Annotated in this window: 28 protein-coding genes; 12 read left to right on the forward strand and 16 right to left on the reverse strand. The window is 37.2% G+C overall.

What is annotated here, in order from left to right:
* Positions 1-158 precede the first annotated feature (158 nt).
* Both LC418_RS08235 and LC418_RS08240 read left to right on the forward strand, forming a co-directional pair.
* A complete protein-coding gene (locus LC418_RS08235; RefSeq protein ID WP_223558723.1) occupies positions 159-1,046 on the forward strand; it encodes a sulfite exporter TauE/SafE family protein in 888 nt (295 codons plus the stop codon).
* A gap of 87 nt (positions 1,047-1,133) precedes the next feature.
* Positions 1,134-1,424 carry a putative quinol monooxygenase gene (locus LC418_RS08240; RefSeq protein ID WP_111957874.1) on the forward strand — a complete coding sequence of 97 codons (291 nt, stop codon included), beginning with the start codon at positions 1,134-1,136 and terminating at the stop codon, positions 1,422-1,424.
* A gap of 177 nt (positions 1,425-1,601) precedes the next feature.
* On the opposite strand, the gene LC418_RS08245 is transcribed toward LC418_RS08240, so the two are convergent.
* Both LC418_RS08245 and LC418_RS08250 read right to left on the reverse strand, forming a co-directional pair.
* The gene (locus LC418_RS08245) at positions 1,602-2,897 is read right to left on the reverse strand and encodes a T9SS type A sorting domain-containing protein (RefSeq protein WP_223558724.1); all 1,296 of its coding nucleotides are present in this window, start codon (positions 2,895-2,897) and stop codon (positions 1,602-1,604) included.
* A 201-nt stretch (positions 2,898-3,098) separates the two neighbouring features.
* Positions 3,099-3,917, reverse strand: coding sequence for a T9SS type A sorting domain-containing protein (locus LC418_RS08250; protein ID WP_223558725.1), 819 nt, complete (start codon positions 3,915-3,917; stop codon positions 3,099-3,101).
* Positions 3,918-4,010: 93 nt separating this feature from the next.
* Between LC418_RS08250 and LC418_RS08255 the strand changes: the two genes are divergently transcribed.
* The 9 genes from LC418_RS08255 (at position 4,011) to def (ending at position 13,529) form a co-directional block, all read left to right on the forward strand.
* Positions 4,011-6,116, forward strand: a complete 2,106-nt coding sequence (locus tag LC418_RS08255) for a TonB-dependent receptor plug domain-containing protein (protein ID WP_223558726.1) — start codon at positions 4,011-4,013, stop codon at positions 6,114-6,116.
* Positions 6,117-6,128: 12 nt separating this feature from the next.
* On the forward strand, positions 6,129-7,238 hold the full coding sequence (locus LC418_RS08260) for an HmuY family protein (protein ID WP_223558727.1): 1,110 nt from the start codon (positions 6,129-6,131) through the stop codon (positions 7,236-7,238).
* A 20-nt stretch (positions 7,239-7,258) separates the two neighbouring features.
* Positions 7,259-8,137, forward strand: a complete 879-nt coding sequence (locus LC418_RS08265) for a heme/hemin ABC transporter substrate-binding protein (protein ID WP_223558728.1) — start codon at positions 7,259-7,261, stop codon at positions 8,135-8,137.
* Positions 8,121-9,161 (forward strand): FecCD family ABC transporter permease, encoded by a 1,041-nt coding sequence (locus tag LC418_RS08270; protein ID WP_223558729.1) that lies wholly within the window; start codon positions 8,121-8,123, stop codon positions 9,159-9,161. The genes LC418_RS08265 and LC418_RS08270 overlap by 17 nt, the downstream gene beginning before the upstream one ends.
* Positions 9,161-9,934: a heme ABC transporter ATP-binding protein gene (locus tag LC418_RS08275; protein WP_111957860.1), complete on the forward strand. Its 774-nt coding sequence runs from the start codon at positions 9,161-9,163 to the stop codon at positions 9,932-9,934. The genes LC418_RS08270 and LC418_RS08275 overlap by 1 nt, the downstream gene beginning before the upstream one ends.
* 2 nt (positions 9,935-9,936) lie before the next feature.
* Positions 9,937-10,587 (forward strand): class I SAM-dependent methyltransferase, encoded by a 651-nt coding sequence (locus LC418_RS08280; RefSeq protein WP_223558730.1) that lies wholly within the window; start codon positions 9,937-9,939, stop codon positions 10,585-10,587.
* 4 nt (positions 10,588-10,591) lie between these two features.
* Complete coding sequence (locus LC418_RS08285) at positions 10,592-11,620, forward strand: hemin-degrading factor (protein WP_223558731.1); 1,029 nt, start codon at positions 10,592-10,594, stop codon at positions 11,618-11,620.
* A gap of 132 nt (positions 11,621-11,752) precedes the next feature.
* Positions 11,753-12,625, forward strand: a complete 873-nt coding sequence (locus LC418_RS08290; protein ID WP_223558732.1) for a ChaN family lipoprotein — start codon at positions 11,753-11,755, stop codon at positions 12,623-12,625.
* Positions 12,626-12,899: 274 nt separating this feature from the next.
* Entirely contained in the window at positions 12,900-13,529 is a 630-nt protein-coding gene (def, locus tag LC418_RS08295) for a peptide deformylase (protein WP_223558733.1), read from the forward strand.
* 18 nt (positions 13,530-13,547) lie between these two features.
* On the opposite strand, the gene LC418_RS08300 is transcribed toward def, so the two are convergent.
* From LC418_RS08300 to LC418_RS08320, 5 genes are all read right to left on the reverse strand, one after another.
* Positions 13,548-14,108: a YdcF family protein gene (locus LC418_RS08300; RefSeq protein WP_111957850.1), complete on the reverse strand. Its 561-nt coding sequence runs from the start codon at positions 14,106-14,108 to the stop codon at positions 13,548-13,550.
* Positions 14,109-14,149: 41 nt separating this feature from the next.
* Positions 14,150-14,872 (reverse strand): NERD domain-containing protein, encoded by a 723-nt coding sequence (locus LC418_RS08305; RefSeq protein WP_111957848.1) that lies wholly within the window; start codon positions 14,870-14,872, stop codon positions 14,150-14,152.
* A gap of 115 nt (positions 14,873-14,987) precedes the next feature.
* Entirely contained in the window at positions 14,988-15,410 is a 423-nt protein-coding gene (locus LC418_RS08310; RefSeq protein WP_223558734.1) for an organic hydroperoxide resistance protein, read from the reverse strand.
* Entirely contained in the window at positions 15,407-15,844 is a 438-nt protein-coding gene (locus tag LC418_RS08315) for a MarR family winged helix-turn-helix transcriptional regulator (RefSeq protein ID WP_223558735.1), read from the reverse strand. Before LC418_RS08315 ends, LC418_RS08310 begins: the two co-directional genes overlap by 4 nt.
* A 31-nt stretch (positions 15,845-15,875) precedes the next feature.
* A complete protein-coding gene (locus LC418_RS08320; RefSeq protein ID WP_111957842.1) occupies positions 15,876-16,508 on the reverse strand; it encodes an NAD(P)H-dependent oxidoreductase in 633 nt (210 codons plus the stop codon).
* Positions 16,509-16,757: 249 nt separating this feature from the next.
* Between LC418_RS08320 and LC418_RS08325 the strand changes: the two genes are divergently transcribed.
* Complete coding sequence (locus LC418_RS08325) at positions 16,758-17,510, forward strand: SDR family oxidoreductase (protein WP_223558736.1); 753 nt, start codon at positions 16,758-16,760, stop codon at positions 17,508-17,510.
* Between the two features lie 98 nt (positions 17,511-17,608).
* Here the strand turns inward: LC418_RS08325 and LC418_RS08330 are convergent, their stop codons facing one another.
* From LC418_RS08330 to trpC, 9 genes are all read right to left on the reverse strand, one after another.
* Complete coding sequence (locus tag LC418_RS08330; RefSeq protein ID WP_111957838.1) at positions 17,609-17,884, reverse strand: hypothetical protein; 276 nt, start codon at positions 17,882-17,884, stop codon at positions 17,609-17,611.
* Between the two features lie 105 nt (positions 17,885-17,989).
* Positions 17,990-18,943 carry a protein-glutamine glutaminase gene (locus LC418_RS08335; protein ID WP_223558737.1) on the reverse strand — a complete coding sequence of 318 codons (954 nt, stop codon included), beginning with the start codon at positions 18,941-18,943 and terminating at the stop codon, positions 17,990-17,992.
* A gap of 301 nt (positions 18,944-19,244) precedes the next feature.
* A complete protein-coding gene (locus LC418_RS08340) occupies positions 19,245-20,291 on the reverse strand; it encodes a serine hydrolase domain-containing protein (RefSeq protein WP_223558738.1) in 1,047 nt (348 codons plus the stop codon).
* Between the two features lie 178 nt (positions 20,292-20,469).
* Positions 20,470-21,198: a lipoyl(octanoyl) transferase LipB gene (gene lipB / locus LC418_RS08345; RefSeq protein ID WP_223558739.1), complete on the reverse strand. Its 729-nt coding sequence runs from the start codon at positions 21,196-21,198 to the stop codon at positions 20,470-20,472.
* A gap of 80 nt (positions 21,199-21,278) precedes the next feature.
* Entirely contained in the window at positions 21,279-22,013 is a 735-nt protein-coding gene (gene trpA, locus LC418_RS08350; RefSeq protein WP_223558740.1) for a tryptophan synthase subunit alpha, read from the reverse strand.
* Between the two features lie 101 nt (positions 22,014-22,114).
* Positions 22,115-23,293, reverse strand: coding sequence for a tryptophan synthase subunit beta (gene trpB / locus LC418_RS08355; RefSeq protein ID WP_223558890.1), 1,179 nt, complete (start codon positions 23,291-23,293; stop codon positions 22,115-22,117).
* A 532-nt stretch (positions 23,294-23,825) separates the two neighbouring features.
* The gene (locus tag LC418_RS08360) at positions 23,826-24,350 is read right to left on the reverse strand and encodes a hypothetical protein (RefSeq protein WP_111957828.1); all 525 of its coding nucleotides are present in this window, start codon (positions 24,348-24,350) and stop codon (positions 23,826-23,828) included.
* Between the two features lie 26 nt (positions 24,351-24,376).
* On the reverse strand, positions 24,377-25,036 hold the full coding sequence (locus LC418_RS08365) for a phosphoribosylanthranilate isomerase (protein ID WP_223558741.1): 660 nt from the start codon (positions 25,034-25,036) through the stop codon (positions 24,377-24,379).
* Positions 25,037-25,054: 18 nt separating this feature from the next.
* Complete coding sequence (gene trpC, locus LC418_RS08370; RefSeq protein ID WP_111957824.1) at positions 25,055-25,834, reverse strand: indole-3-glycerol phosphate synthase TrpC; 780 nt, start codon at positions 25,832-25,834, stop codon at positions 25,055-25,057.
* Between the last annotated feature and the right edge of the window lie 45 nt (positions 25,835-25,879).

A 25,879-nucleotide genomic window follows, 5' to 3' on the forward strand; every position in this document is an offset into this window, starting at 1 on the left:
ACTTATTTGGTAGGATAATATTTTTATTTGATATTTGCAGTAAGCCAAATGCTTTAATCACAAGAATACCGCTTTATTTCAGTTTTTAGATTCTGGAATACAGATGATACAAATCTCTGAATGAAACGGTAGAGCAGGAGCTGTAATGATATTGTACTATGATAATTTCAAGAAAAATCCAGGTAAGACTCAATATATTCTTTATTACGGCTGCAGTATTGCTGATCACTATTTTATCCATGTATGAAATGGGTTATCTGGATGAGCTTCTGAATGTTCTTGCCAAAGACAATTATATTTTTTATTGGATGATGCTGGTCGGTGTATTTGCTGAGATTGTAGCCGGATCAATGGGAATGGGGTATGGCGTGATCTGTACGACAACGCTTTTATTCCTGAATATTCCGCCTCATATCGTAAGTGCCAGTATTCATTCCGCTGAAAGTTTTACCACAGCTGCGGGAAGTTTAAGCCATATCAAGCTCAAAAATGTGAGTAAAAGTTTAGTGAAGAAACTTGCTGTTCCGGCAGTTATAGGAGCTATTATTGGGGCGGTAAGTCTGACCTATTTAGGTGAATATTATGCCAAAATTACAAAAACACTTATTGCTTTCTATACTCTTTATCTCGGTATTCAGATCCTGTCCAATGCATTTAAAGATAAGCAGAACAGGGCAATGAAAAGAAAAACCAACCTGACAAGGCTTGGCGTGATCGGAGGTTTTATAGATTCGTTTGCAGGAGGAGGCTGGGGTCCGCTGGTTACGGGAACCCTTATTAAAAATGCTTTTACACCCAGATTTGCGGTTGGAAGTTCTACCGTTGCCAAATTTATCCTGACGATTACTGCTGCTGTGACTTTCTTTTTTACCCTCGGGATACAGCACTGGAATATTATTCTTGGTCTTCTGATAGGAGGGATTATCACCGCTCCTTTTTCTGCTATGCTTACAGCAAAACTTCCCGTTAAAAAAATGTTTCTGATTATCGGAATCCTTGTTATTGTAATGAGCTCCATAACTATTTATAAATCAGTTTTCAAGTAAAATTTATGTGCTTTGCAAAAAAATAAATGCCTCAAAAACATGTTTAGCTTTGAAAATATTCTACTTTTACACCCTAAATATTAGAACATGAATTTGCATATAGTAGCGCTTTTTAAGTTTAACGAAAACTACCTGATGGACGCTGTGGAACTGTTTCAGAACCTTGTAAAAGAGACCAGAAAAGAAGAAGGATGTCTGCAATACGATCTTATTGAAGACAAAGATAACAAAGGAACCTTCTTCCTGATCGAGTTGTGGGAAAGTGTTGATCATCATAACAGACACAATGGGCAGGATCATCTTCTGGATTTCCGTAAAGATGCTTCAAAAATCATGGAAAGCTCTGCAGAAGTATATAAAGGGTTTAAGATTTATTGATTTTAAAGATTTAAACATTCAAGCATTTAAAAATTGAAAGATTCAGGGTTACAGAAATTGTAGTCTTTTAATATTTTAATCTTTCAATCTTTGAATTAAAAAAACATATAAAAGGCGGTCTCAGAATACTGAAGCCGCCTTTTGATTAGAAAAAATAGAAAGTATTAAAATTTTGAGTTATTTTACGATAAGTTTTTTCGTTTCCGTACTGCCTCCGAAAGTGATTTTTACTAAATAATTTCCTGCAGTAAGATGGGATAAGTTCAGATCCTGCTTGTAAAAACCCGTCTGGTTGGTCAGTTCAGCAGTGTGTACTTTTTTTCCTGTAAGATCATAAACCTCGATGCTTCCCTTATTATTGACCTTTTCTTTTACATCAAAAAGTACAGTCACCTTTTTGTCCGCTGTTGTAGGGTTGGGATAGATCCCGAAAGATGCTTTTTTGCTCACTTCCGTTATTCCCAAAGTAGCTGTGATTTTTTTGTATTTAAAATACATATCTCCGGTAGAAGCACCTCCGTTGGTTGTGAAATACATCCTGTAATAATCATTACCTTTTTTCACGTAATACACCACATTATTGTAAACGTTTCCGATCCCCTTCCATGAATGACCTATTGTGGTAATGTTAGAAGAGAAATTGGTATCGGCAGGTGTGGAGAAAGCAGCTGTTTCCTGTGTTTCAGGCTGTACCTTTGCTACTTTTACACTAGGCCCCTGGATGGCTCCTGTAAGCGGATACATCATCATATTGTTATAGAAAGTGTAATACTTCGTAAACATAAAGTCCCATGCACTTTTAGAGGGCTCCATATTAGGAACTTTTGCACCTGTAGTAAATGAGAAGTAATTGAAATAGGCATCATCCGATCCGTTGGCTAGAGTTCTTGTCTCAGTAGGCCCCCAGGCTGTTCCGTTCCATTTGGAATATTTGAAGGTATATCCACCAAAAGCATCTTCAATGGCAAATTTCACATAAGTATTGGATGTGGTATATTTTAATACAAAAATAGCCTTTCCTTCAATGTGATGAGTTAAAGAATTGTAAACTCCCCAACCTGTTGATGGAATGTTAGGATTAGGGGATGTAACGGGCCCCTGCTCAAAAGCTCCCTGGCTGATATCAGTCGTTTGGTCAGGGTTGTATAGAGGCTCACCCCAGTTTGCGATATTGTTGATATTGACAGTATCCCAGTCTGCCAGGTTGGTAGAAGCTGTATACACTTCAATATTCAGAGCATCGTTAACTCTTGAACCGAATGCAAAATTGGAATTTCTGTAAAAAGCGACATCCCAGGTATTTGCCGGCTGAGAAACCATATTACCATTTGCAAGATTAAAAAACACACGATTCTGGTAGGAAGGTCCCATCGTCATATTTGCCTGTGTGTATCCTAATGCATCAGTTTGTGCCAAAACAGTCTGCTGAACAGAAAGAGCCAGTACCGAAGCCAATAATAGTTTTGTTTTCATAACTTATTTTTAAATTATTATTTAGAATGATTCCACAAAAGTATATAATTATTTTTAATCATTCTAAATAAAAACATGATTTATATCTTGTTTTACAGCTATTATTCTGTGGAAATAACGGGTTTGTTACAAAAAAGAGCCGGCCGGAAATACTTCCCGCCGGCTTCAAAGGCATCATACTAGTCTAATAATAATAAAACCTTATTTCTTGATGAACTTGGATTTCACTACGGGGCCTTCTGCAGTTTCTACCAGCATGTAGTAAACACCGGTCTGAAGTCCGCTGATATCAAATCTCTGTCCTTTTAATTGTCCTTCGGCTGTTTTTTGTCCTGCAGCAGAATAAATCTCAATCTTTTTTAGTTCCTTTTTGGTAACAAATTCCAATGCAGTTTGGTCAGTATTAACGGCAAACTTGAAGTTTTCTTTAGATTGGGCAGTATCGTTAACCCCTAGAGTAGTAGAAGAGTTGTACACCACATCATCTATTTGTATCGCAACATGGGCAGCGCTTGGAGTAAATTTAAATATAATATAAGAACCTGTAGTTGAAGGAATATTAATACTTATGTTTTGAACCACTCCAATTGTAGTTACGTTGATAGGATTTCCTACACCTACAAAAGTCGACATATCGCTGGCGCTTGTTGCTAATCCGATCTGGATTGTTCCAGGCCCTGGCGATGGGGATACTAATGTAGTTTTAAATTTTAAAACACGGTCTCCTGTAAGATTCTCAATCATAGGCGTAATAAGATATGAAGGAGCTGTCGCATTATTGCCGGCATAAGACTGGATAAACCTCTGTGTATTGTCGTTTTCAAGGGCTGCTACAATCATTCTAGGGGATGCCGGAGGAAATGCTCCTGTTATAGGGGCAACCACAGCAGACCATCCATTTTGAGGAAAAGTAGTCGTTCCAATAGTAAAGTTGTTGAAATTTTCATTAAGCGTCGCTACTTGTGCATGCGCTGTAGCAGCCGTAAACATTAATGTTCCTAAAAGTAGTTTTAATTTCATAACGTTATTTTTATTTAGAATTATTCCACAAAAATAAGTATTTATTTTTAACTATTCTAAATAAAGCATTATATTTGCCAAAATTTTTGCTTTATGAAGAAGAAAGTGCTTTCCGTTCTATCATTGTCCATTGCCTTTTGGATAACTGCACAAGAAAAAGATTCTCTTAATAAAAATAAAATAGAGGAAGTTGTCATTACAGGACAGTACACGCAGCAGTCTATCAATAAATCAATATATAAAGTTGAAGTTATAGATGCCCAGCAGATAAAAAATATGGCTGCTACCAATGTTGCAGATGTATTAAATCAAAGTCTTAATATCCAGATTACTCCGGACACCCGTTCGGGAAACTCTACGGCCAATATGATGGGGCTTGATGGCAATTATGTAAAAGTACTGATAGACAATATCCCTGTAGTAGGTGATACAGGATTAGGAAGTAATATTGATCTTACGAAACTTTCACTGAATAATGTAGAGAGAATTGAAGTGGTAAAGGGAAGCATGGGAGTGGAATATGGTAACGGAGCAGTAGCCGGAGTTATCAATATTATCACCAAAAAAAGCAATACAAAAAAGGTAAGTGTAAGAGCTTCTCTGCAGGAAGAAACCGTAAGGGATAATTACGACCTGAAGAAAAAAGGAAACGGAAGGCATATTCAGAACCTTAATGTAGACTATAATATTGATAATAACTGGTTTGCCAATATCAGCTTTAATCATAACCAGTTTATGGGCTATGAAGGGGAGAGCAAAGGTTATAAATATTTTGAAAGAGATAATAAAAGAGGCTTTGAATGGAACCCTAAAGATCAGTACGATGCTTCTGCACTAATACGATATTCAAAAAATAAAACGTCTTTCTACTACAAACTGTCTTACCTGTACGAAAAATTCAATTTCTACAATCCGGAAGTTAACAGGATTCCCCTGAACGATGGAATGGGCGGTGCACTTTACGAAAGTATAGACCGGGAATATAATACCAAACGATGGGCCCATCAGTTTAATATTCAAACTAATATTGGGAATATCCGCTATATGGGAGATTTTTCTTACCAGAACCAGGATAGAAAATACCATGACTATAACTATGATATTCCCAACAGATCTGTCAGGATCAGCAGAGAAGACAGATCTTATTACAAGACAGATGTCATCTATTCAAGAGGAATGTTCAGTAATTTTCTCAATAATAAGACATTCGATTTTCAGCTTGGATACGAATTAGATTATACCAATGGATATGCAGCGCTCATTGCCGGAGATTTTTTTGGTGAAGCGGTAAAAAGAAAGATTTTTACCTATTCCAACTTCCTTTCTGCAGAATGGAATATTTCAGACCGTTTTTCTGTAAGGCCGGGTGCAAGACTATCCGTCAGTGAAAATTTTGACAACCAGTTTAATTACTCACTTTCAGCAAGATATAAAACTTCTGAAAATTCCAATTTAAGGGCTGTGGCAGGTACTGCAAACCGTTTCCCTACCTACGATGAGCTTTATACGTATTTCGTGAATATCAATCACGATGTACAGGGAAACCCTGATCTGAATCCTGAAAAAGGCTTTTCAGCAGGCGCTTTCTGGGATCAGAATTTTACAGCAAACGACTGGAAAATTGGGTACAGTGTTAATGCATTATATCTGGACGTACGGGACAGAATAGAAATGGTACTCGTAAAAGATCCCTCAACCTACAAGTATATGAATATGGACAAGTACAGAAACATGCTGTTCTCTGCCAATATAGACTTTAAAAAAGACCAGCTGGCCTTATCCTTAAGAGGATCTGTAAGCGGGACTTCAGTATCCCTGAATTCATTAAATCATACATCGCCTACAGATTACCAATATCTTGTTCAGGCAGGAGCATCGGCAAATTATAAATTGAAAAATACCAAAACGGGTTTTGCCCTTTACTATAAATATACCGGTCCGGGAAGAAATTATGTGCTGGAAAGTGAAGGTACAGGCTTCAGACTGGGAAAAACTGATGATTTTCATATGATGGACTTTATTGTAAGCCAGCCATTCTGGAAAGATCATATGGAACTTTCTGTAGGAGTGAAAAATATATTTGATGTAACGACTATTAACACAACTGCTACTGCCGGAACTGCCCATAATGGCGCGACTGACCGTCTTAATCTGTATTACGGAAGGAGCTATTTCGCGAGATTAATCTATCAATTCTAAAAAGCTACCCTTATGAACTATTTAAAAATATTGGCCCTTTTCTCAGCTGTTGCTTTACAGTCCTGTGTTTCTGCTGATGAAGATCCTGTTCCGGCACCGCCAATTACCGGATCTGTAGTAGAAGTAAAGGTAGGAGGCGCTACCGAACCCAATCAGGTCTGGATAGACTTAAGTGATTATGAAAAGCCTTCTATCAATAAAAGAACAGACTGGGATCTTGGTTTCTATACCGGAGATGGATTTCATGTAGTGATCAACAGCTCTCTTGCTATGACAGTGGCAAAAGTACCTAATAAAACGGATATTAAAACAGTAACAGAAGCCGACGTTGCCACCCTTAAAGGAAGCATAATGGTTGGGACATTTGATCCGGCCAATATGCAATACATTGATCATCCGGACGGCAATTTCCTTACCCAGACCTCAGGAATTGAACCTATTAAGGAAAATGATGCAGAAAATCCTGTGTATCTGTTAAACCTTGGAAGAGATATTCCGTCTTCTGATAATATCGGGCCAGGCTCAGTTAGTTTATCCGGTGCGGCCAGAGGCTGGAAAAAAATTCAGATTTTCAGAGCCCTGAACGGATATAAAATACGTTACGCCGATATAGGAAATACAACAACTTACAGTGAATATTTTGTACCGAAGGATACAGATTACAATTTTACTTTTTTCAGTTTTAATACAGGTACAGCTGTGAAAATTCAGCCTAAGAAAAAAAATTGGGACCTTGGCTTTACCACATTTACCAATGAAGTCTTTACAGCACCAGGAGTAAGTGCCGGAAGTTATTTCTTTGCGGACTTTGTGGTAACAAATACCCTTAACGGAGTAGGAGTATACCAGGTAACTGCGGCAGGGAATCTTGATCAGGCTTACAATTCATTTAAATTAGGAGATGTGGATCAGTCAAAGTTTATATTTAATGATCAGAGGGCTCTTGGTGATAAATGGAGAACCACTACGGGAACAACAGATAACCCACAGCCCCATGTTTACGCAGACCGCTTTTTTGTCCTGAAAGATGCAGAAGGATTTTACTTTAAGTTAAGATTTAATACCATGAAAAGCGAAGACGGACACCGCGGCACTACCAATTTCGAATTTGACCCTTTATAATAATCAAATAATAGTATATCATGAAAAAATTAATCCTTGCAGCTTCCATTATGATGGCAGTATATTCATGCAAAAAAGCAGAAGATGCTAAAAAAGAAAATACAACAGAAACCTCTTCTGAAGCTCCGAAAACCAATAACAAAATCGTTACCCTGAGCGGTGGAATTACAGAAATTGTAAGCGCGCTGGGTCACGAAAAAGAAATTGTAGGAACAGATGTTACCAGCACCTATCCCTCAACGTTGAAAACGACGGCCAAAGATCTTGGACACGTAAGATCCATGACAATCGAGCCGATTATGGCGGTAAGTCCAACTTTGATTTTAGCTTCAGAAAAAGATATCAACCCTGAATTGATGGCTAAAATCAAGTCTTCAGGAATCAAAGCTGAGGTTTTCAAACAGGAATACACTGTGGAAGGAACTAAAAAACTGATCGCTGACGTAGCCAAAGCAGTAGGAAATACAGATTATCAGAAATTAAACGATAAAATCGATGCTGATCTGAAACAAATTCAGCCTATCGCTAAAAAGCCAAAAGTATTGTTCATCTACGCAAGAGGAAACATGCTGATGGTTTCAGGTAAAAATACCCCTATGGCCTCTCTGATCGGTCTTGCTGGTGGAGAAAATGCTGTGAACGATTTTGAAGATTTCAAGCCATTGACACCAGAGGCTGTTGTAAAAGCTAATCCTGATATTTTATTCTTCTTTGAAACAGGACTTCAGGGTGCCGGCGGAAACGAAGGAGCTCTTAAAATGCCGGGCGTAGCACAGACCAACGCAGGTAAAAACAAAAAGATCATTGCAATGGACGGAGGATTGGTTTCAGGTTTCGGACCTAGACTGGGAGAAGCAGCAGTAGCATTAAACAAACTTTTAATTGAGAACACAAAGTAAACTGTACTTTTATCTGACTATAGGTGCCGTACTGCTAGCTATTATAGCAGTACTGGCGCTTAATACAGGAGTCTACGATTTTGGAGGAACATCAGCCTTCAAAGTTTTATGGCAATATATAAAAGGTGATCCGGGCTTATCTTTAAGCGATCAATATGTGATTTGGGAGGTAAGAGCATCCAGAATTGTCATGGCCATTTTAGTAGGAAGCATGCTTGCTGTTTCAGGGACAAGTCTGCAGGGGTTGTTTAAAAATCCGTTAGCAACCGGTGAAGCAATAGGTTTAACTTCCGGAGCTACACTACTTGCGGCAATTGCCATTGTTTTAGGAGGGCATTTCAAACAATATCTTCCTGAAGTGGTTCAGTTTTCACTGGTTGGTATTTCCGCCTTTTTAGGTGCTTTATTAGCCATGATGCTGGTGTACAGGATTTCCACAAGCGCCGGAAAAACCAATGTTGTCATGATGTTGTTAAGCGGTGTGGCCATCACATCCATCGGCTTTTCTATTACAGGATTCCTTATTTATATATCAAAAGATGAACAGTTAAGAGATCTTACGTTCTGGAATATGGGAAGTTTAGCCGCTGCCACCTGGACCAAGAATATTGTTTTGGCTGTAGTGATTGTTATTTCTTACTCAATTTTGCTTCCAAAAGGAAAAGCCCTGAATGCGATGATGTTAGGAGAAAGAGATGCCCAGCATTTAGGAATCAACGTTGAAAAACTGAAAAAGCAGATTGTGATTATTACCTCTTTGATGATAGGAACCTGTGTGGCATTTTCAGGGACTATTGGTTTTGTAGGTCTTATCGTACCCTATATTTTAAGACTTTTATTTAAATCAAATTATGTTTTCATTTTACCGTTGTCAGCTGTTTTGGGAAGTGTTTTGCTGTTGATAGCTGATACATTCAGCCGCAGCATTGTGGCACCATCAGAATTGCCCATCGGTATTTTGACCTCCCTGATCGGAGGACCCATTTTTATCGCTATTTTAATTAAATTTAAAAAATCACTCTAATGATAAAAGCGCATCAGATCAATTATCTTCACAAGGATTTCCATATTCTTGAGGGCGTTGATGTCTCTTTAGGGTATGGCGAATTCTTAGCGATTGTAGGACCCAACGGAGCCGGGAAGTCAAGTCTTCTCAGTGTTTTGGCTAATGAAATAAAACAGGGGAAACAGGAGATTTTATTTAAGGAAAAATCCATTTCAGACTGGGAAGTGAAAGTATTATCTCAGCATAAGTCTAAATTTTCACAGCATAATTCCAACGAGATTCCTCTGGATGTAAAAGACGTGGTCATGATGGGGCGTTATCCGTACTTTGATTCACAGCCACGTAAAGAAGATTTTGAGGCGATGAATAAAATGATGTACGAAACAGACGTTTATCACCTGAAAGACAGAGAATACAATACACTCTCCGGAGGAGAAAAACAACGTGTCCATCTTTCAAGAGTAATGGCCCAGCTGGAAAATGAGATTGCCCACAAACTGGTATTTCTGGATGAGCCTTTGAATAATTTAGATATAAAACATCAGTACAAAGCTTTAGAGATTATTAAGAATTTCACTAAAAAGGCCAACAGTGCTATTGTTGTATTGCATGATCTGAACCTTGCTGCACAATTTGCAGATAAAATTTTATTAATGAAATCAGGAAAGGTTTCCGCATACGGAACGCCACAGGAAGTATTTACTGCTGAAACAATCAGCCAGGCGTACAATTTTCCGTGCACCATTTGCGGGCACCCTATTACCAATAACCCAATGATCATTTTTGGATAACCATGGAAAAAGATGAATTAAAAATCCTTGCGCAGAATCTCGCCAATCCACAGGGAGAAAAAGGCATAGAGATCGGCGAGATGATGAACGCTACCAATATCAGCATGACATTGGAAAGCATTAAAACGCTTTTAATAGAAGATGATGAACATATCCTTGAAATAGGACACGGCAATGCCGGACACCTTAAAAATATTTTAAGCAGAGCCCAAAACCTGAAATATACAGGAGTAGATATTTCTGAAACCATGTACAATGAAGCCAGAAAGCTGAACAAAGACTTTGAAAGGCAGGCTGATTTTGTGCTGTATGAAGGAAAAAAACTTCCTTTTGAAGACAAAACTTTTGATAAGATATTTACTGTCAATACCGTGTATTTCTGGGAAGAACCAGTTGAGTTTCTCAATGAGATCCACAGAGTTTTAAAGAAGGACGGAACTTTCGTTCTTACGTTCGGACAGAAAAAATTTATGGAAACGCTGCCGTTTACAGAATATGATTTTACCATGTACAGCAACAGCGAAATGGAGCAGCTTGTTTCCAAAAGCCACTTCAAGAGAATGAAAATATCTGAAAAAGAAGAAGATATACAAAGCAAATCAGGAAACGAAACCATCCATAGAATTTATACAGTTTTAACCATAAAAAAATAAAATAATGAGCACATTAGTTAATGATTTAAAGGAAAAATGGGAAGCTCTGAAAGCAGACAATCCACATATAAGAATAAGAAATGCTGCAACACAGCTGAGCGTAAGTGAAGCAGAACTACTGGCAACAAGCATAGGCGAAGGAGTAACGGTACTTAAACCTGAATTTCCTGCTATCCTTACCGAAGCAGAACAGTTAGGCAAAGTAATGGCGCTTACCCGCAATGACGAATGTGTGCACGAAAGAAAAGGAATCTACCAGAACGGTGATTTCAGCAGTCCTCATGCACAGCTTTTCGTAGGAGAGGATATCGATCTTAGAATATTCCTTAACCACTGGAAATCTGCGTTTGCTGTAGTGGAGGGAGACAAAAAAAGCCTTCAGTTCTTCGGAAAAGACGGTCTTGCCCTTCATAAGATTTATCTGACCAAAAACAGTGATGAAGCTGCTTTCGATGCCATTGTAGAAAAATTCAGAGCAGAAGACCAGAACCAGGTGTTCACTATTGAAGCAGTAGCTCCGAAAGCTATTGAAAAGGCTGATTCCGAGATTGATGCTGAAGGATTCAAAAAAGCGTGGACGGAATTAAAAGATACCCACGATTTCTTTATGATGACAAGGAAATTCGGGGTAAGCAGAACCCAGGCACTGAGACTGGCTCCGGAAGGATTTGCTAAAAAAATTGATAATTCTAAAGTGGTGAATGTTCTGGAAGACGCTTCAGAAAAGAATATTCCGATCATGGTATTCGTTGGAAACAGGGGAATTATCCAGATTCATACAGGAAATGTGAAGAAAACACTTTGGCACCAGCAGTGGTTCAATGTCATGGACCCGGATTTCAACTTACATCTGGATGTTACGAAAATTGCAGAGGCATGGATCGTTAAAAAACCTACTGAAGACGGGGAAGTAACGGCTATTGAAGTGTTCAACAAAGAAGGGGATTTCATCGTTCAGTTCTTTGGGAAAAGAAAACCTGGAATTCCTGAATTGCAGGAGTGGAAAGATCTTGTGGCAGAATTAGAGAAATAAATAGTTAGATGATTTTTAATGGACCGTTTTGTTTTAAATTCAAGGCGGTCCTTTTTATGAGAGGATAGAGCAGAAAATTTGTGATATTTGTGAAAGAAACATTTGTACAATTCGTGTTTAAATAAAATAAAAATGAAAAATATTTTTATCGCCGTTTTGCTGGCAGTTTTTTGTTCGTTAAGCGGACAGGATTTCAAAGCCTACCAGTTTTATGACAAGAAAGGGAAGGAAGTAAAAACAGATAAGCTGATCAAAGAGCTGGCTGAATATGATGTTGTTTTCTTTGGGGAGAATCATAACAGCTCTATTAACCATTGGCTTCAGCTGAAAGTGACGGAAGGTTTATTTCAAAAGAAAAACGGACAGATTATTTTAGGAGCAGAAATGTTCGAAAGAGATAATCAATTGCAGCTGAACAAGTATCTGAATGGGAGTTTTGATGCTAAAACATTAAAAGACTCTGCCAGATTGTGGAATAATTATGCAACAGATTACAAACCGCTGGTTGATTTTGCCAAAACTAAAAAACTGAATTTTATCGCGACCAATATTCCAAGGAGATATGCATCTCAGACCGCAAAAGAAGGATTGGAATCTCTGAATAAATTAAGTGATAAAGAGAAAGCATACATTGCACAGCTCCCGATCAAAGTAACTTTGGATACGCCGGGGTATCAGGAAATGAAGGCAATGATGGGTGATCATGCCGAAGGAACCAAAGTGATGAACTTCATTTCTGCCCAAGCCACAAAAGATGCCACCATGGCTGAATCTATCCTGAAGAGCATGCAGGCCGGGAAAACTTTTATCCATTACAACGGAAACTATCACAGTAAGGAATTCGGTGGAATCTATTGGTATATCAAACAGAAAAACCCGACCCTTAAAATGGCGGTGATCTCAGTTTTTGAATCTGAAGATCCGGAGCTGAAAGTACCTGCGAAAGAATATATTCCGACAGATTTCAACCTGATCATTCCGGCTGATATGACGAAAACATTTTAAAATTCTTAGGTTCTTTTTGATGACCAGAGTTTTATAACAAAATAGAGGCTTCGACTCCGCTCAGCCTGATAATGTTATGACTATCCACAATAGTATCGGCTGTCAGGCTGAGCGGAGTCGAAGCCTTTAGCTCATTCGATATGTAATAAACCCCTTTAAAATTTAATAGAAACGGGCTTTAGCCCGTTTAATTTTATAAAAATAGCCAAACAGGGCTTTAGCCCAATTATATGTTTGAAACACATTAGCTATCTTTGTATAACAAATAATAAAAATGAAAAAAATATCTTTTCTGTTTATCTTTTTTATCGGCTTCATGAATGCTCAAAAATTGACCTCAAACGAAACCTCAATTATTAATCAGGGAGATATTACTACAGCATTACCGATTTACCAGATTACAGATTCTCATCAGCATAAAACCTTATTAAGTCTTTCAACAGAAATTGATCCGGTTGATTCCAATACCGCAACTTTGGTCAAGAGAATGAAAGAATCTCTTTTATCAACAGATGGTGGAGTGGGAATTGCGGCGCCACAGGTCGGGATCAACAGAAAAGTGATCTGGGTACAGCGTTTTGATAAAGAAGGAAATCCTCTGGAATACTTTATCAATCCTGTGATTGTGTGGAGATCAGAATTACAGAATCTCGGCCCGGAAGGAGATTTATCCATTCCTGAATTCAGAGACCAGTTTTACAGAAGCAAAGTGATCCAGTTAGAGTATGTTGATCTGAAAGGACAGAAATATTCCGAGATTGTAGAGGGGTTCACGGCTGTGATTTTCCAGCATGAAATCGACCATCTTTTCGGAATCCTGATTTCTGATAAAAAAGAAAAGGAGAAAAATGATTCTTATAAAAAGGTGGATGCTTTTAAAAGGAGTGATTCTACAACGAGATAATTTGTCATTTGTAATATCTTATCCTATATAATAAGCCACAAATTCTCTCAATAACGAATATATGTCTCTCAATTCAAAATATTGAGGACTTACACTGCTTACATTTTCAAAATGTTGCTTTCTGAATAACATTTTAGTTCTTGTCAAATGAAAATATTGAGAAACAACAATTAAACTTTGAAAATGTAAACTGTCTTTTAATTTAAGGGTGTTGTTCACGGTTGCAAGTGTGTTGTTGCCAAAATTGTCGACAATTATAACGCTGTCAGGTACTTTGTTTTTAATTAAATACCCTTTCATTTTGTCACCTTCGTAAAATCCTTCTTTTCCAAGTCCGCCACTGACTAATATTTTTTTCACTCGTCCATAACGATAAAGATTAAGTCCACATTCCATGCGTTTTTCAAGTCTTTCTGAAAGTGTTCCGTCTTCATTGACTGTATTGCCTAAAACCACAGCAATATCTGCGTGCATATTTTTGTCTGTCAAACCGTCAACAATTATATAAATCAAATGTCCACATAACCATAAAAGCAGAATGGTAATAAATATTTTGAATGTTCGTTTAAGGGTTTTCATAAATGACTATTCATTTTTACAATACAGTTTTAATAGAATTGTTACTTTTTATTTCTCGTATACTTACATCTGGGAAAATTATTACAGCCCAGAAAAGTTCCATATTGACCATTTCTCTCAATAAGATTTCCACCACAATTCGGGCATAAGGTATTTTTATTCATACCAGAATTAACCTGGAGTTTTTTATCTTTATTTCGGCTGTTTGTTTTTGCCGTTAGAATTATTGCAACAATTTCATTCTTAGTGTGTTCGTTAATATAATACGAATCATATTTTTTTATTGTTCTGACTAACCTGTTTATATAAACAACATCGGTATATGTTTTGGTTTTAAGCGTTGCTCTTTTTGTAAAGGTAATTATTGAATAATATCTCAGATATTTATAATTTTTCAATACATGTTTTAAAGCATAAATATGCCCTTGGTTTTGTAAAATAGGGTTGTAAAACTTACGTCTGTATTTATAAATAGCCTGAGTCCAGAATTTATCTTTTTCATAGCCTAAAATCCAGCCTTTGTAGTTCTTAGTTTCAATAACAAATATCCCGTAATCTGAAACAATGATGTGATCTATTTGTGAAGTGGAGCCTTTAATATTTAATTCAATATTATTCAGAACAATGTATTTTTCATTGTTGAGCCTTTTTAAAGCTTTCGAGGCTTTATTCTCACCAATTAATCCCTTTATTTTTGGAGTGTAGTATTTAATTAATAAAATACACAGAGCTAATAGAAAAATAATTAAAAAATTACTATCCATACTATTTGTATATTATTTCTGTTAATGCTTCTACGCTTATTGGGTTGGTTGTCATTGGTAAATAAAAAAATCTGCCTCCAAAGAAACAGATTTTTTTATAAAAAAGAAACTAATCTTAGTGATTCGTCACCGAAAGCTTCACCTCCATATTACCTCTCGTCGCATTAGAATATGGGCAAATCTGGTGCGCTTTTTCAGTTAATTCCTGTGCTTCTTCAATAGAAACTCCCGGAATATTTACATCCAGTTCTGCTGCCAAACCGAAACCTCCGTTTTCCAGCTGTCCTATACTAATCTGTGCTGTAACTGTTGTTTCACCGGTTTTTACCTTTGAAAGGCTGATCACCCTGTTAAGAGCGCTGTCAAAACAGGCTGAATATCCGGCTGCAAAAAGCATTTCAGGATTAGCGAAGTCATCATTGCCGCCACCTAAAGCTTTAGGCATTCTTACCTCAAGGTCCAAAACTCCGTTTTCACTTTTTACATGACCGTTTCTTCCGCCTTGAGCTGTTACTTTGGTTGTATATAATGTTTTCATTTATTTTCTATTTTGTTTAATATTTTTAAGATGGTTTCTTTGAGATGGAGCAGATCTTCTGTTTCTATCCCGATTTTAGTCTGTATTTTTCCGGGAATTTCACAGGCTTTCTGTTGCAGCTGTTTTCCGGCTTCGGTTAAAAATACTTCAACCACTCTTTCATCTTCTTTTTTTCTCTTTCTGGAAATAATTCCCTTACTCTCAAGCCTTTTCAGAAGAGGCGTTAAAGTTCCGCTGTCCAGAAACAGTTTCTCTCCGATATGGTTCACTGCAAGACCGTCATTCTCCCATAATACCATCATCACCAGATATTGAGGATACGTAATATCGATCTCGTCAAGGAATGGACGGTAAAGTCCTGTGATCTCCTTGGCAATAACATAAAGCGGAAAGCAGATCTGGTTTTCTAATTGTAGTGATTTTGAATTTTCCATAAAGCTGAACTTGAGAGTGGTAATAAATATATTACTTTTTGATGATGAATTCCTCCATAGGAACTCTTACTTTTTTCATTGTGGATAGCCAGTCCTTTTCTTCATCCCTGTAACCAAGGTATAAAAGGCTGACACTTTTTAATCCTAGTTCTTTTAATCCAAGAATTTCATCCACTATTTCATTACTGAATCCTTCTGCAGGGGTACTGTCGATCTTTAATTCTGCAGCCTGAGCCATAGCTAAGCCAAGTGCAATATAAGTCTGGCGTGCAGTATGGGCAAAATGTTCTGCGGAAGTCTGAGCTCCGTACATTTCTTTAATCTTATCAGTATAGCTTCCGAAACGACCTCTTGGCAAATCTCTTACATCGGTGTGATAATCGTAAACTTTATCGATTTTTTCGTTAGAATAACTGTCCCAGGCAGCAAATACTAAAACATGGGAACTGTCTCTCATTACTTCAGGGTTTAGGGCACCCTGTACCATCTTTTCTTTTAATTCCTGATTTTCTACAACGATAACGCGGAATGGCTGCAGCCCTGATGAAGTGGGAGCCAGTCTTGCCGCTTCTAAAATAGTGTTAAGATCTTTTTCTGTTACTTTTTTTGAAGGATCATATGCTTTTACGGCATGTCTCCATTGTAAGTCTTCTATTAATGACATTTCTATTATTTTAAATTTATACTTTTTGTGTTTTCATCACTTTTAAAGGTGGTGATTAAATTCTGATACAAATGTAGGATTAATTAAATTGTACACAATTTAATTTTGATAGATTTAATTGATGCCAATTTTAGAAAAAACAAATTTATACAGTAAAATCAAGCCTGGTTTCTCTGTTTCAACAAGAATCGGATTTTTTATGAAACTCTTTATTTGAAACTTTGCAGGAGAATTTATAATAAAAAAACAATGCAGAGATTTAAAAACAAAACAGCCCTGATCACAGGAGGAACTAATGGAATGGGATTCGCAACAGCACAGCAGTTCATTGGTGAAGGAGGACGTGTCATTATCACAGGCCGAAGCGAAGAAACGTTTAGCAAAGCATTAACCAAACTGGGCGATCAAGCATCCGGGATTGTTTCTGATGCAGGAAATATGAAAGACCTTATGAATCTGCAACAGGAGATAAGAAAATATGCAGAAACTATCGATATGCTTTTCGTTAATGCAGGTTATGGAAAGTTTTTTCCCATTGAGCATGTGGATGAAGGTCATTTTGATGAGCTTTTCAACATACTCGTAAAAGGTTCTTTCTTCACGGTACAGCAACTATTGCCTTTAATGGGAAGAAGAAGCTCAGTCATTTTCAATACTTCTGTGGCCACTGAGATTGCAATGCCTAATTTTTCAATTTATTCTGCTGCTAAATCAGCGGTGCAGTCTTTTATTAAAACCTTCGCTGTAGAGCTTACGGAAAGAGGAATACGGGTCAACGGGGTCAGCCCGGGACATATCAAAACCAATATTTTTAATAATACAGGTTTGAATGCAGAACAGATTGAAAGTGCCGTTCACGATATTATTCCCACTATTCCTTTTAAAAGACAGGGAGAGCCGGAAGAGATTGCGAATACGGTTCTATTCCTGGCTTCAGAAGAGGCTTCTTACATTCATGGAACAGAAATTAAGGTAGATGCTGGAATTTCAGTGATACGATAAATGGAAATCCCCATCATCAGTGATGGGGATTTGAAGGAAATCATTTAATGTTGTTCAGTCAATTTTTAAGTACATTATTTTTGCAGAAAGGAAATCTATTATGGAATTTCATTGATTTGTTTTATAATATTCGTATTATTTTCAATACCTATATTATAAGCTTTTCCTCTTTTATGGCTTTGGTTTGTTTTTTCAAGAAGCGCTTTATAATTGGCTCCTTTTTTAGACAAGTAAAAAATCTGTGGGCTTATTCCGATGGATATACGGGTGAACTCTTCCGGTTTTTCAGGGTCTTCAGTTACATTGGTGATCACTGAATTATTATACCAGGTCAGGTTCTGTGAACTTGAGCTGCCGGAACAGGATGTGATCATAAATAATATTATTAGTATATAAGTCCAGATTTTCATAAAAAAATATTTGGCAAACAGCTTCTGCCACTAAGTTATGATAAAAAATGGCAGAAGCGTTTATGTTAATTAGAATCCACAGCTTGCAACACTTGGAGCCGGTGATGGTGAGCATCCGGAATATGGCGAGAATATCGTCAGGACGCAATTCGTGTTCACTAAATTATTGTCATACAGATAAGAATTGGTAGGACTTCTGTAATACACATTTCCTGCTGTATTCGCGTAAGAAGAAACCGATGCAGATCCACAGCTGGTGTTGATACATGCATTTCTCCATGCCGTATCCGTAACAGGTCCGCTAGGGAAAAGGGAAGGATCTATGATTCTTTTTTCTGTAACACCCGATGCATTTTTATAGCTTACAAGGATTGCAACATGATAGCTCCATGCTACACAACAAGTACCTGTAGAGGCTTTTAAGTTTCCGTATACAAACTGCTTCTCACAGTCGTAGCCGTTATTGATCAGGATCTGTCTCATTTTGTGAGCTCTGGCATAGCATCCGTCTACCGGGTATCTGAATGTAATGCATGGTGAAGAGGCTGTAGAAGTACCGCAAGCCTGGTTTTTGATCAGGGCAAACATGCTGTTTAATGTTGCTACATTGGGAAGAACACTTGTTAATTTGTTCGTTTCATTTTTAACCTCTTTGGTATAAGCAGATTTGAAAAAGCGGATATCCTCCTCACTTCCTTTTTCTACTTTCGCAATTTCATGCGTGTTAGGCTTGATAAAAACCTGGATTGGAGATTCGTTTTTTACCGCTTCCCTGATCAGGCTGATGTACTTTTCATTTTCTTTTGTAGGCGTTATCGTATAGAATTGGGCCGTAACAATGAATGATACTTTTAGGGTACCGTTCTCGTTGTCTATCCCTACCGGAACCGTTTTTCCCAGATCCGTCAGGTTTTTGTTGCTGGTTTCATTCTGACTCATCTGCTGTTCTGCGCTGGAGTCTGTACAGGAATTCAATGACAGGGCCGTCACAAATACCATCATTGATAACAAAAAATTTCTCATAATTCTCATAGTTTGGTGGTTAGTAATATATTGCTCTAAGTTTTTGGTGTGTCATCTTTTGAGCTGAATCTATTATAAAATAGTTCACTTTATTGTGATATTAAAAGTAAATAAAAATAAAATACCAGCAAACTATTTTTCAATAAAATGTTAATTATTTTAACATAAGTTTGAATTATATCTGTGTTTAAGGGCGTTTGAGTGGATTTTCATTATCAATATGTAAGAACAATTCCGATAGTCATAAAAATTGAAAATCCCGCACAGTAGAATGAGCGGGATGATTTATTTTAAAAATTAATTATTTATTTTTGATCAGGCTGCTTTCCAGAACAATATTTCTGATCAGTGCTTCCTGATAATAATATAAATTACTGTCTTCACTCATTTGATTTTCCATAACAATAATGCTTACATCAGAGCCGGGAACATAAACATTCAGAGATGCGAAACCATCACCAAGACCTGTATGTCCCAAATAAGGAATGCCATTATATTTCACAATACGCATATTATAACCGTAACCGGATTTCTCTTTTCCAAATACATCGTGTTGTGACAATGTGGAAGGTGTAGTCATGAGCTTATAACTTTTAGAGCTCAGAATTTTCCCCTTATGAAGAAGTGAATTCCAGGCTGCCATATCTTCTGCTGTGGTAATCACACCGTCAGCAGGCATATTTTCATTGGTAATAAATGAATTTTCAACAGGAGTAAAATTATTATCCTTATTCATATGTCCCGAAACAAGATTTCTGCGGTTATCTTTAGAATAGCAGAATGTATTTTTCAGATGAAGTTCTTTGAACAGATCAGTAGCCTGCCGGATATAGGATTTACCGGAAGTCTTTTCAACGATCTTTCCTAAAAGAATATTAGACAGATTTCCGTATTTGAATTCTGTACCGGGCTTAAACAGTAAAGGTTTTTCTAAATCAATAATTCCATGGGTGTGATTTAAGAGCTGATGAACAGTAACCGAATCTGCCCATGGCTGTGTCAGGGAAGGAAGATATTTTTTAATCGGAGCCTGCAGATCTACTTTTCCTTTTTCAAATTGTTTTAATACTAATACAGACGTGATCTGTTTGGTATTGGACATGATCTCAAACTGGTCATCTATTTTCAAAGGAACTTTCGTCCGGCTGTCCTCGAAACCATAGGCTTTTGAGTATTTTGTTTTTCCGTTTTGCGTGATCAGAACTACTCCGTTAAATGGCCTGGGAGAAGTTGGAGATTGTATTAAACTGTCAATGCGTCTGGCATAGTCATCTTTGCTTTGGGCATACGATACGGATGCAGAAAAAAGAAATGCTGTAACGCAGAAGATTCTGATAACTGGTTTCATTGGACTTAAAAGTTTGGGCTTGGTTTGATATTATAAGAAACCAAAAATAAGTTTTAAAATAATACAGGATCAGAAAACTTTAAAATAAAAAAAGTTAGAATTTAGAATAATGATTCATCTGTAAATAAAAAAACCGACTGTAGAATTACGGCCGGTTTTATTTCTGGTAAAATTTTTATTATTTATGGACAAGCTCAGCTCCGAAAACTTCTGCAAAGTGCTTTCTGATCTTTCCTTTCAGGTCTTCCATTTCTTCAGGTGAAAGTTCTTTTTCAAGCTCTCTTTTTATAGAAGTCACCTGCTTGTCTTTAATACCACATGGAATAATGTATTCAAAATACCGCATATCCGTATTCACATTCAATGCGAAACCATGAAGGGTAACCCATCGCGAGGCTTTTACACCCATCGCGCAGATCTTTCTGGCATAAGGTTTTCCCACATCCAGCCATACACCGGTTTCTCCCGGCGAACGCTCACCTTTAATGCCGAATTCACCAATGGCCCGGATGATCACTTCTTCGAGATTTCTCATATACAAATGAATATCTGTAAAAAAGTTTTCAAGATCCAAAATCGGGTAACCAACGATCTGTCCGTATCCATGATAAGTAATATCTCCGCCACGGTTCACTTTCACGAAAGTAGCATCTATTTCCTTCAGTTTGTCGATACCCGCAAGCATATTTTCTTCATGACCGCTTTTTCCTAATGTATAAACATGAGGATGCTCTACCAATAACAGGTGATTTGGAGTCGTGATGTGTTGTTCTGCAGGCAAATCACGGTTTTTTATCTTGGTATCAATGATGTTTTTCATCAGGCTTTCCTGATAATCCCAGGCAGGCTGATATTCTTTTATACCAAGATCTTCAAATTCTATTGATTTATTTTGATGTGTATTCATACGTTGATGTCTGTTTTCTTGCAATGGTTATATGAAATTATAATCTCATACCATTTTTTGACATACAAATTTAGTGAATTTTACCCTTTTACAGCATGGATAAAATCTATGGCAGCATTCTTCCAGTCTTTATGGTTCAGAAGGGTATTGACAAAGGCAGTTCCGATAATTCCGCCGGATGCTTTTTCCGTTACATTCCCAAAATCTTCCTTGGATTTTATACCGAATCCTATCATCACCGGATTTTTTAAATGTAGTGACGCCAGCCGTGAAAGATAATTTTCATTTTTAAGAACAGCATTGTCATTTCCTGTAGTTGATGAGGAACTTACGGCATACAGAAATCCGGAGCTTAAAGAATCTAAATACAGAATCCTTTCATCAGAAGTTTCAGGAGTGACCAGAAACGTAAAATTAAGGTTGTATTTTTTTAAGATCTGCTGGTAATTATTTTCAAATTCAATAGGAGGCAGGTCAGGGATGATCAGTCCTGAAACACCACTTTCCGAACATTCACGACAAAACTCTTCAAATCCAAAACTCAAAACAGGATTGATGTATCCCATCAGGATAATCGGAATATAAATATCATTTTTCACTGTTTTCAGTTGAGAGAACAGTTTTTCAATGGTCATTCCGTTTTTTAAGGCCAGTTCATGAGCTTGCTGAATCACCGGACCGTCTGCTACGGGATCTGAATAGGGCATCCCGATTTCCATCATATCAGCACCAGAATTTTGAATGAGTTTTATAATATCAGCGGTATCTTCCAATTGCGGAATTCCTGCTGTGAAGTATATATTTAGTTTTTTCATTTTTTTATTGTATTAAAGTATAATGTAAAAGGTAAAAAGTACAAAGTATAATGTGCAAAGTAAGGACGTAGAGATACATTGTACATTTTACACCCGACATTTTACAAATTCTTCAAATACGTTTCCATATCCTTATCCCCACGTCCGCTCAGGCAGATCACGACAATATCTTCTTCACGGAATTTCTTTTTGTCTAAAACGGCCAGCGCATGTGAGCTTTCCAGTGCAGGAATAATTCCTTCCAGTTTTGTAAGCTCAAAAGCAGATTGTAAAGCTTCCTCATCATTAATACTGAAAAACTCTGCCCGTTTTTCCTTAAACAAATGAGCATGGAAAGGCCCGATTCCCGGATAATCAAGACCTGCAGAAATAGAGTGGGGTTCGATCACCTGACCATCTTCAGTTTGCATCACAAGACTTTTGCTTCCATGAAGAACACCTAAGGTTCCCAGAAAAGTAGTGGCTGCAGATTTTCCAGAATCTACGCCCAATCCACCAGCTTCTGCAGCAATGATCTTCACTTCTTTTTCTTCTACAAAATGATAAAAAGTTCCTGCTGCATTGCTTCCACCGCCTACACAGGCAATCACATAATCCGGATTTTCTCTCCCGATTTTCTCTTTAAGCTGCTCCCTGATTTCCTTTGAGATAATGCTTTGAAATCTGGCGACCAGATCCGGAAAAGGATGAGGTCCCACCACACTTCCGATCACATAATGTGTTGTCACCGGATTATTGATCCAGTCTCTTAGCGCTTCATTCACTGCATCCTTCAGCGTTTTTGAGCCTGATGTTGCCGGAATAACTTCTGCACCCAGCATTTTCATTCTTGCTACATTAGGAGCCTGTCTCTGAATGTCAATTTCTCCCATATAAACGATGCATTCCAGGCCAAGCAGGGCACAGGCTGTTGCGGTGGCCACACCATGTTGTCCGGCTCCGGTTTCAGCAATAATTCTGGTTTTTCCAAGGCGTTTTGCCAGTAAAACCTGTCCCAGGGCATTGTTGATCTTATGGGCTCCGGTATGGTTGAGATCCTCTCTTTTTAAATAAACTTGAGTATGGTATTTCTGGCTTAAATTCTTAGCGAAATAGAGTGGGGTAGCACGTCCGACGTAATTTTTAAGCAGGTCCTGATACTCATCCTGAAACTCTTCAGACTCTATGATCTTAAGATAGTTTTTCTGTAGTTCCTCTACATTCGGATAAAGCATTTCAGGGATGAAAGCTCCTCCGAATTCTCCATAATATCCGTGTTCATCAGGGTTTTTATAATTCATTGTATTGTTTTTAGTTATTAAATAAGCATTTTTTTCCGGGTTAAGCTGTCTGAGGAGCTCCCTGGTTTCTCCGGAACCATTAAAAATCAAAATATCATCGTCTTCAGAGCTGATCCATCTGTTTTCACTATTTTCAAGAATAGCTTTGCCCTTGTTTTCCAGAATTTCAATATTACATTGTTGATAAAAGGGGCGAAGATCAGCAAAACAGAAGCCTATGGTTTCAATTTTCCTTTGAATCAGATTTTCTTTAAAAGACTGAACCAGCTGTGATCCGTATCCTCTTTTTTTCTGAGCAGAAACCAGTCCTACAGCCTCAGCAAAAGAATACTGCTTTCCTGAAATCTCTAAGATGAAGTCAAAGTTAAGGCGGATCATTGCTAGTATTTCATCTTCAAATCCTGATATAAAATGAAATTCCGAATTTTTAAAAAAACTGCGGAAATCTGACGGGGTCATCCCACTCCACTCAGGGACTTCCCAAAGGTTTAAAATATGTTGTGTTTCGTGATCCGTTAATTCACTTGACTTTTTAATTTGATAATTCATCGGTTAAGCTGTTGATAAATTGTATATAATAATTCCGTTGCTGTCTGGTGATCAGTTTTTTATGATGCAGTAATTCAATTTTACTGATCAGGTCAATTAAGGTGGCAACATCTATTTTTGAGTCGTACATGGTAACGGCAATTTCCAGATTGTCAATTAAGAAATAAGGATCGGAATCTTCATAAAGCAGAAAAATTTTAGCATAAATCTTTCCCAGGTCATATTTCACATTTGTTTTGACGTGAATATCTAAAAATTTGTCAGAAATTATCACGAGATAATAGCTGTTCCAAAGACCTATTCTTTCAAAGAAATACTGGATATCATCACCGTTAAAAATTTTGATAATGTCTATAAACTCCTGTAACTGTTTGTCCATAGTCCAGTTCTCTGCATCGCTGTCATTCTGTGAAACAAAATTGTACAGAGCCTGAATTTTTTCATTCCCGAATTTAGGCGGAAATAAGGTTTTATAAAATGTTTTTTTTAGCAGATGGATGTTCATCATCTTATGTGTATTTTTTAGCCGTTCTTTTAAAACGGTTTAGAAATGAATTTTCTTATTTTTCCCAGGTCTTTAATTCCCGATTCCAGTTCAAATTTTGAATTGATATCTATGACAAAAGGCTTCTTATTCAAAAGACTGATGCCTTCAATATTTTCCTCTGAAATACCACCACTCAGAAAATAGGGAAGTGGAATCTCAAACTCATTCAATAAGGTCCAGTCGAACTGCTTTCCCGTTCCTCCGAATGCTTTACTGTCCGTATCAAAGAGAAAATAATCAACAAGTGAAACGTGAGAGCTAATTGTTTTTTCTATTTTTTCCTTCGTTTCCTGATCATTATTTCCGATCCTGACAGCCTTTATGATTTTAATCTCAGGTTTAAGGTTTTGTTTTAAGCCGATCATAAAATCTTCGTTTTCATCGCCATGGAGCTGAATCATATTCAACCCTGCTTTTTCTGCAATATCGGTAACTTTATCAATGGTTTCATTGACAAAAACTCCTGTTTTTCCCGGATGACTGATTTGCGAAATATCTTCCAGACTCAAATGATTCAAAACATATCTTGGTGATTTTTCATAGAAAATAAAACCGAGAAAATCTGTTTTCAGGGAAATCAGCTCATGAATTTGATTTAATTGGGTCAATCCACAAACTTTTAGCTTTGGCCGCAGGTTTTTATTCATTGCTAGATTGATAAACTGTTATATGGCTACATTAGAAACAAATTCAGCGAATTTATTTGCCGGATCTTCATTTTTCATAAAATATTCTCCCATCAGAAAACCGTCGAATCCTTTTTCCTTTAAGTACCTGAAATTTTCTGTACTGTAAATGCCGCTTTCTGCGATGGATAAGACATCTTTCGGAAGCTGGTCTTTTAAAAGTACGGAATGCTGAAGATCAACCTTAAAATCCTTTAAATTTCTGTTGTTGATACCGACAAGATCAATTTTAGAATTGAAATGATTCAGCTCATCTTCTGTATGAATTTCCAGAAGGACTTCCATATCCAGCTGATGGGCCAGCTCTGTAAATTCCAAAACCTGATCTGGAGAAAGACATGCTGCGATCAGTAGAACGGCATCGGCACCGATACTTTTGGCTTCATAAAACTGGTATTCATCCACCATAAAATCTTTCCTGAGAATAGGGATATGGATATGATTTCTTACATTCAAAATATCATCAAAGCTTCCTCCGAAAAAATCCGTGTCAGTCAGAATAGAAATTCCGGATGCTCCAAAATTTTCATAGGCAGAAACGACTTTTAAAGGCTGAACCTGATCGTTGATAATCCCTTTTGAAGGAGACTTTCTTTTAAATTCAGCAATAATTCCGCTTTTATTTTTGACAGATTCTTTCAGGGAAAAACTTTTTCTTCCAAAAAAATCAGAATTCTTCAGATGATCAATTGAAATTTTTGCTTTTGAAACGGTAATTTCTTCCTTTTTTCTTTCAATAATTTTATCAAGTATTGTCATTGTTTAACTAGAAGTTAGAGGTTAGAAATTAGAGGTTAGATATGC

This window comes from Chryseobacterium lathyri, assembly GCF_019970085.1.
GTDB classification, from domain to species: Bacteria; Bacteroidota; Bacteroidia; order Flavobacteriales; family Weeksellaceae; genus Chryseobacterium; species Chryseobacterium lathyri.

What these genes read in the sequence shown, in the direction of transcription:
- LC418_RS08325 (WP_223558736.1), top strand. Translation starts at nt 16,758, where the DNA reads ATGCAGAGATTTAAAAACAAAACAGCCCTGATCACAGGAGGAACTAAT.
- LC418_RS08285 (WP_223558731.1), top strand. Translation starts at nt 10,592, where the DNA reads ATGAGCACATTAGTTAATGATTTAAAGGAAAAATGGGAAGCTCTGAAA.
- LC418_RS08360 (WP_111957828.1), bottom strand. Translation starts at nt 24,350, where the DNA reads ATGATGAACATCCATCTGCTAAAAAAAACATTTTATAAAACCTTATTT.
- LC418_RS08290 (WP_223558732.1), top strand. Translation starts at nt 11,753, where the DNA reads ATGAAAAATATTTTTATCGCCGTTTTGCTGGCAGTTTTTTGTTCGTTA.
- LC418_RS08300 (WP_111957850.1), bottom strand. Translation starts at nt 14,108, where the DNA reads ATGAAAACCCTTAAACGAACATTCAAAATATTTATTACCATTCTGCTT.
- LC418_RS08260 (WP_223558727.1), top strand. Translation starts at nt 6,129, where the DNA reads ATGAACTATTTAAAAATATTGGCCCTTTTCTCAGCTGTTGCTTTACAG.
- LC418_RS08340 (WP_223558738.1), bottom strand. Translation starts at nt 20,291, where the DNA reads ATGAAACCAGTTATCAGAATCTTCTGCGTTACAGCATTTCTTTTTTCT.
- trpA (WP_223558740.1), bottom strand. Translation starts at nt 22,013, where the DNA reads ATGAAAAAACTAAATATATACTTCACAGCAGGAATTCCGCAATTGGAA.
- LC418_RS08275 (WP_111957860.1), top strand. Translation starts at nt 9,161, where the DNA reads ATGATAAAAGCGCATCAGATCAATTATCTTCACAAGGATTTCCATATT.
- LC418_RS08330 (WP_111957838.1), bottom strand. Translation starts at nt 17,884, where the DNA reads ATGATCACATCCTGTTCCGGCAGCTCAAGTTCACAGAACCTGACCTGG.
- LC418_RS08235 (WP_223558723.1), top strand. Translation starts at nt 159, where the DNA reads ATGATAATTTCAAGAAAAATCCAGGTAAGACTCAATATATTCTTTATT.
- LC418_RS08320 (WP_111957842.1), bottom strand. Translation starts at nt 16,508, where the DNA reads ATGTCATTAATAGAAGACTTACAATGGAGACATGCCGTAAAAGCATAT.
- LC418_RS08315 (WP_223558735.1), bottom strand. Translation starts at nt 15,844, where the DNA reads ATGGAAAATTCAAAATCACTACAATTAGAAAACCAGATCTGCTTTCCG.
- LC418_RS08365 (WP_223558741.1), bottom strand. Translation starts at nt 25,036, where the DNA reads ATGAATAAAAACCTGCGGCCAAAGCTAAAAGTTTGTGGATTGACCCAA.
- LC418_RS08310 (WP_223558734.1), bottom strand. Translation starts at nt 15,410, where the DNA reads ATGAAAACATTATATACAACCAAAGTAACAGCTCAAGGCGGAAGAAAC.
- trpB (WP_223558890.1), bottom strand. Translation starts at nt 23,293, where the DNA reads ATGAATTATAAAAACCCTGATGAACACGGATATTATGGAGAATTCGGA.
- LC418_RS08305 (WP_111957848.1), bottom strand. Translation starts at nt 14,872, where the DNA reads ATGGATAGTAATTTTTTAATTATTTTTCTATTAGCTCTGTGTATTTTA.
- LC418_RS08265 (WP_223558728.1), top strand. Translation starts at nt 7,259, where the DNA reads ATGAAAAAATTAATCCTTGCAGCTTCCATTATGATGGCAGTATATTCA.
- LC418_RS08335 (WP_223558737.1), bottom strand. Translation starts at nt 18,943, where the DNA reads ATGAGAAATTTTTTGTTATCAATGATGGTATTTGTGACGGCCCTGTCA.
- LC418_RS08255 (WP_223558726.1), top strand. Translation starts at nt 4,011, where the DNA reads ATGAAGAAGAAAGTGCTTTCCGTTCTATCATTGTCCATTGCCTTTTGG.
- def (WP_223558733.1), top strand. Translation starts at nt 12,900, where the DNA reads ATGAAAAAAATATCTTTTCTGTTTATCTTTTTTATCGGCTTCATGAAT.
- LC418_RS08245 (WP_223558724.1), bottom strand. Translation starts at nt 2,897, where the DNA reads ATGAAAACAAAACTATTATTGGCTTCGGTACTGGCTCTTTCTGTTCAG.
- trpC (WP_111957824.1), bottom strand. Translation starts at nt 25,834, where the DNA reads ATGACAATACTTGATAAAATTATTGAAAGAAAAAAGGAAGAAATTACC.
- LC418_RS08240 (WP_111957874.1), top strand. Translation starts at nt 1,134, where the DNA reads ATGAATTTGCATATAGTAGCGCTTTTTAAGTTTAACGAAAACTACCTG.
- LC418_RS08250 (WP_223558725.1), bottom strand. Translation starts at nt 3,917, where the DNA reads ATGAAATTAAAACTACTTTTAGGAACATTAATGTTTACGGCTGCTACA.
- lipB (WP_223558739.1), bottom strand. Translation starts at nt 21,198, where the DNA reads ATGAATACACATCAAAATAAATCAATAGAATTTGAAGATCTTGGTATA.
- LC418_RS08280 (WP_223558730.1), top strand. Translation starts at nt 9,937, where the DNA reads ATGGAAAAAGATGAATTAAAAATCCTTGCGCAGAATCTCGCCAATCCA.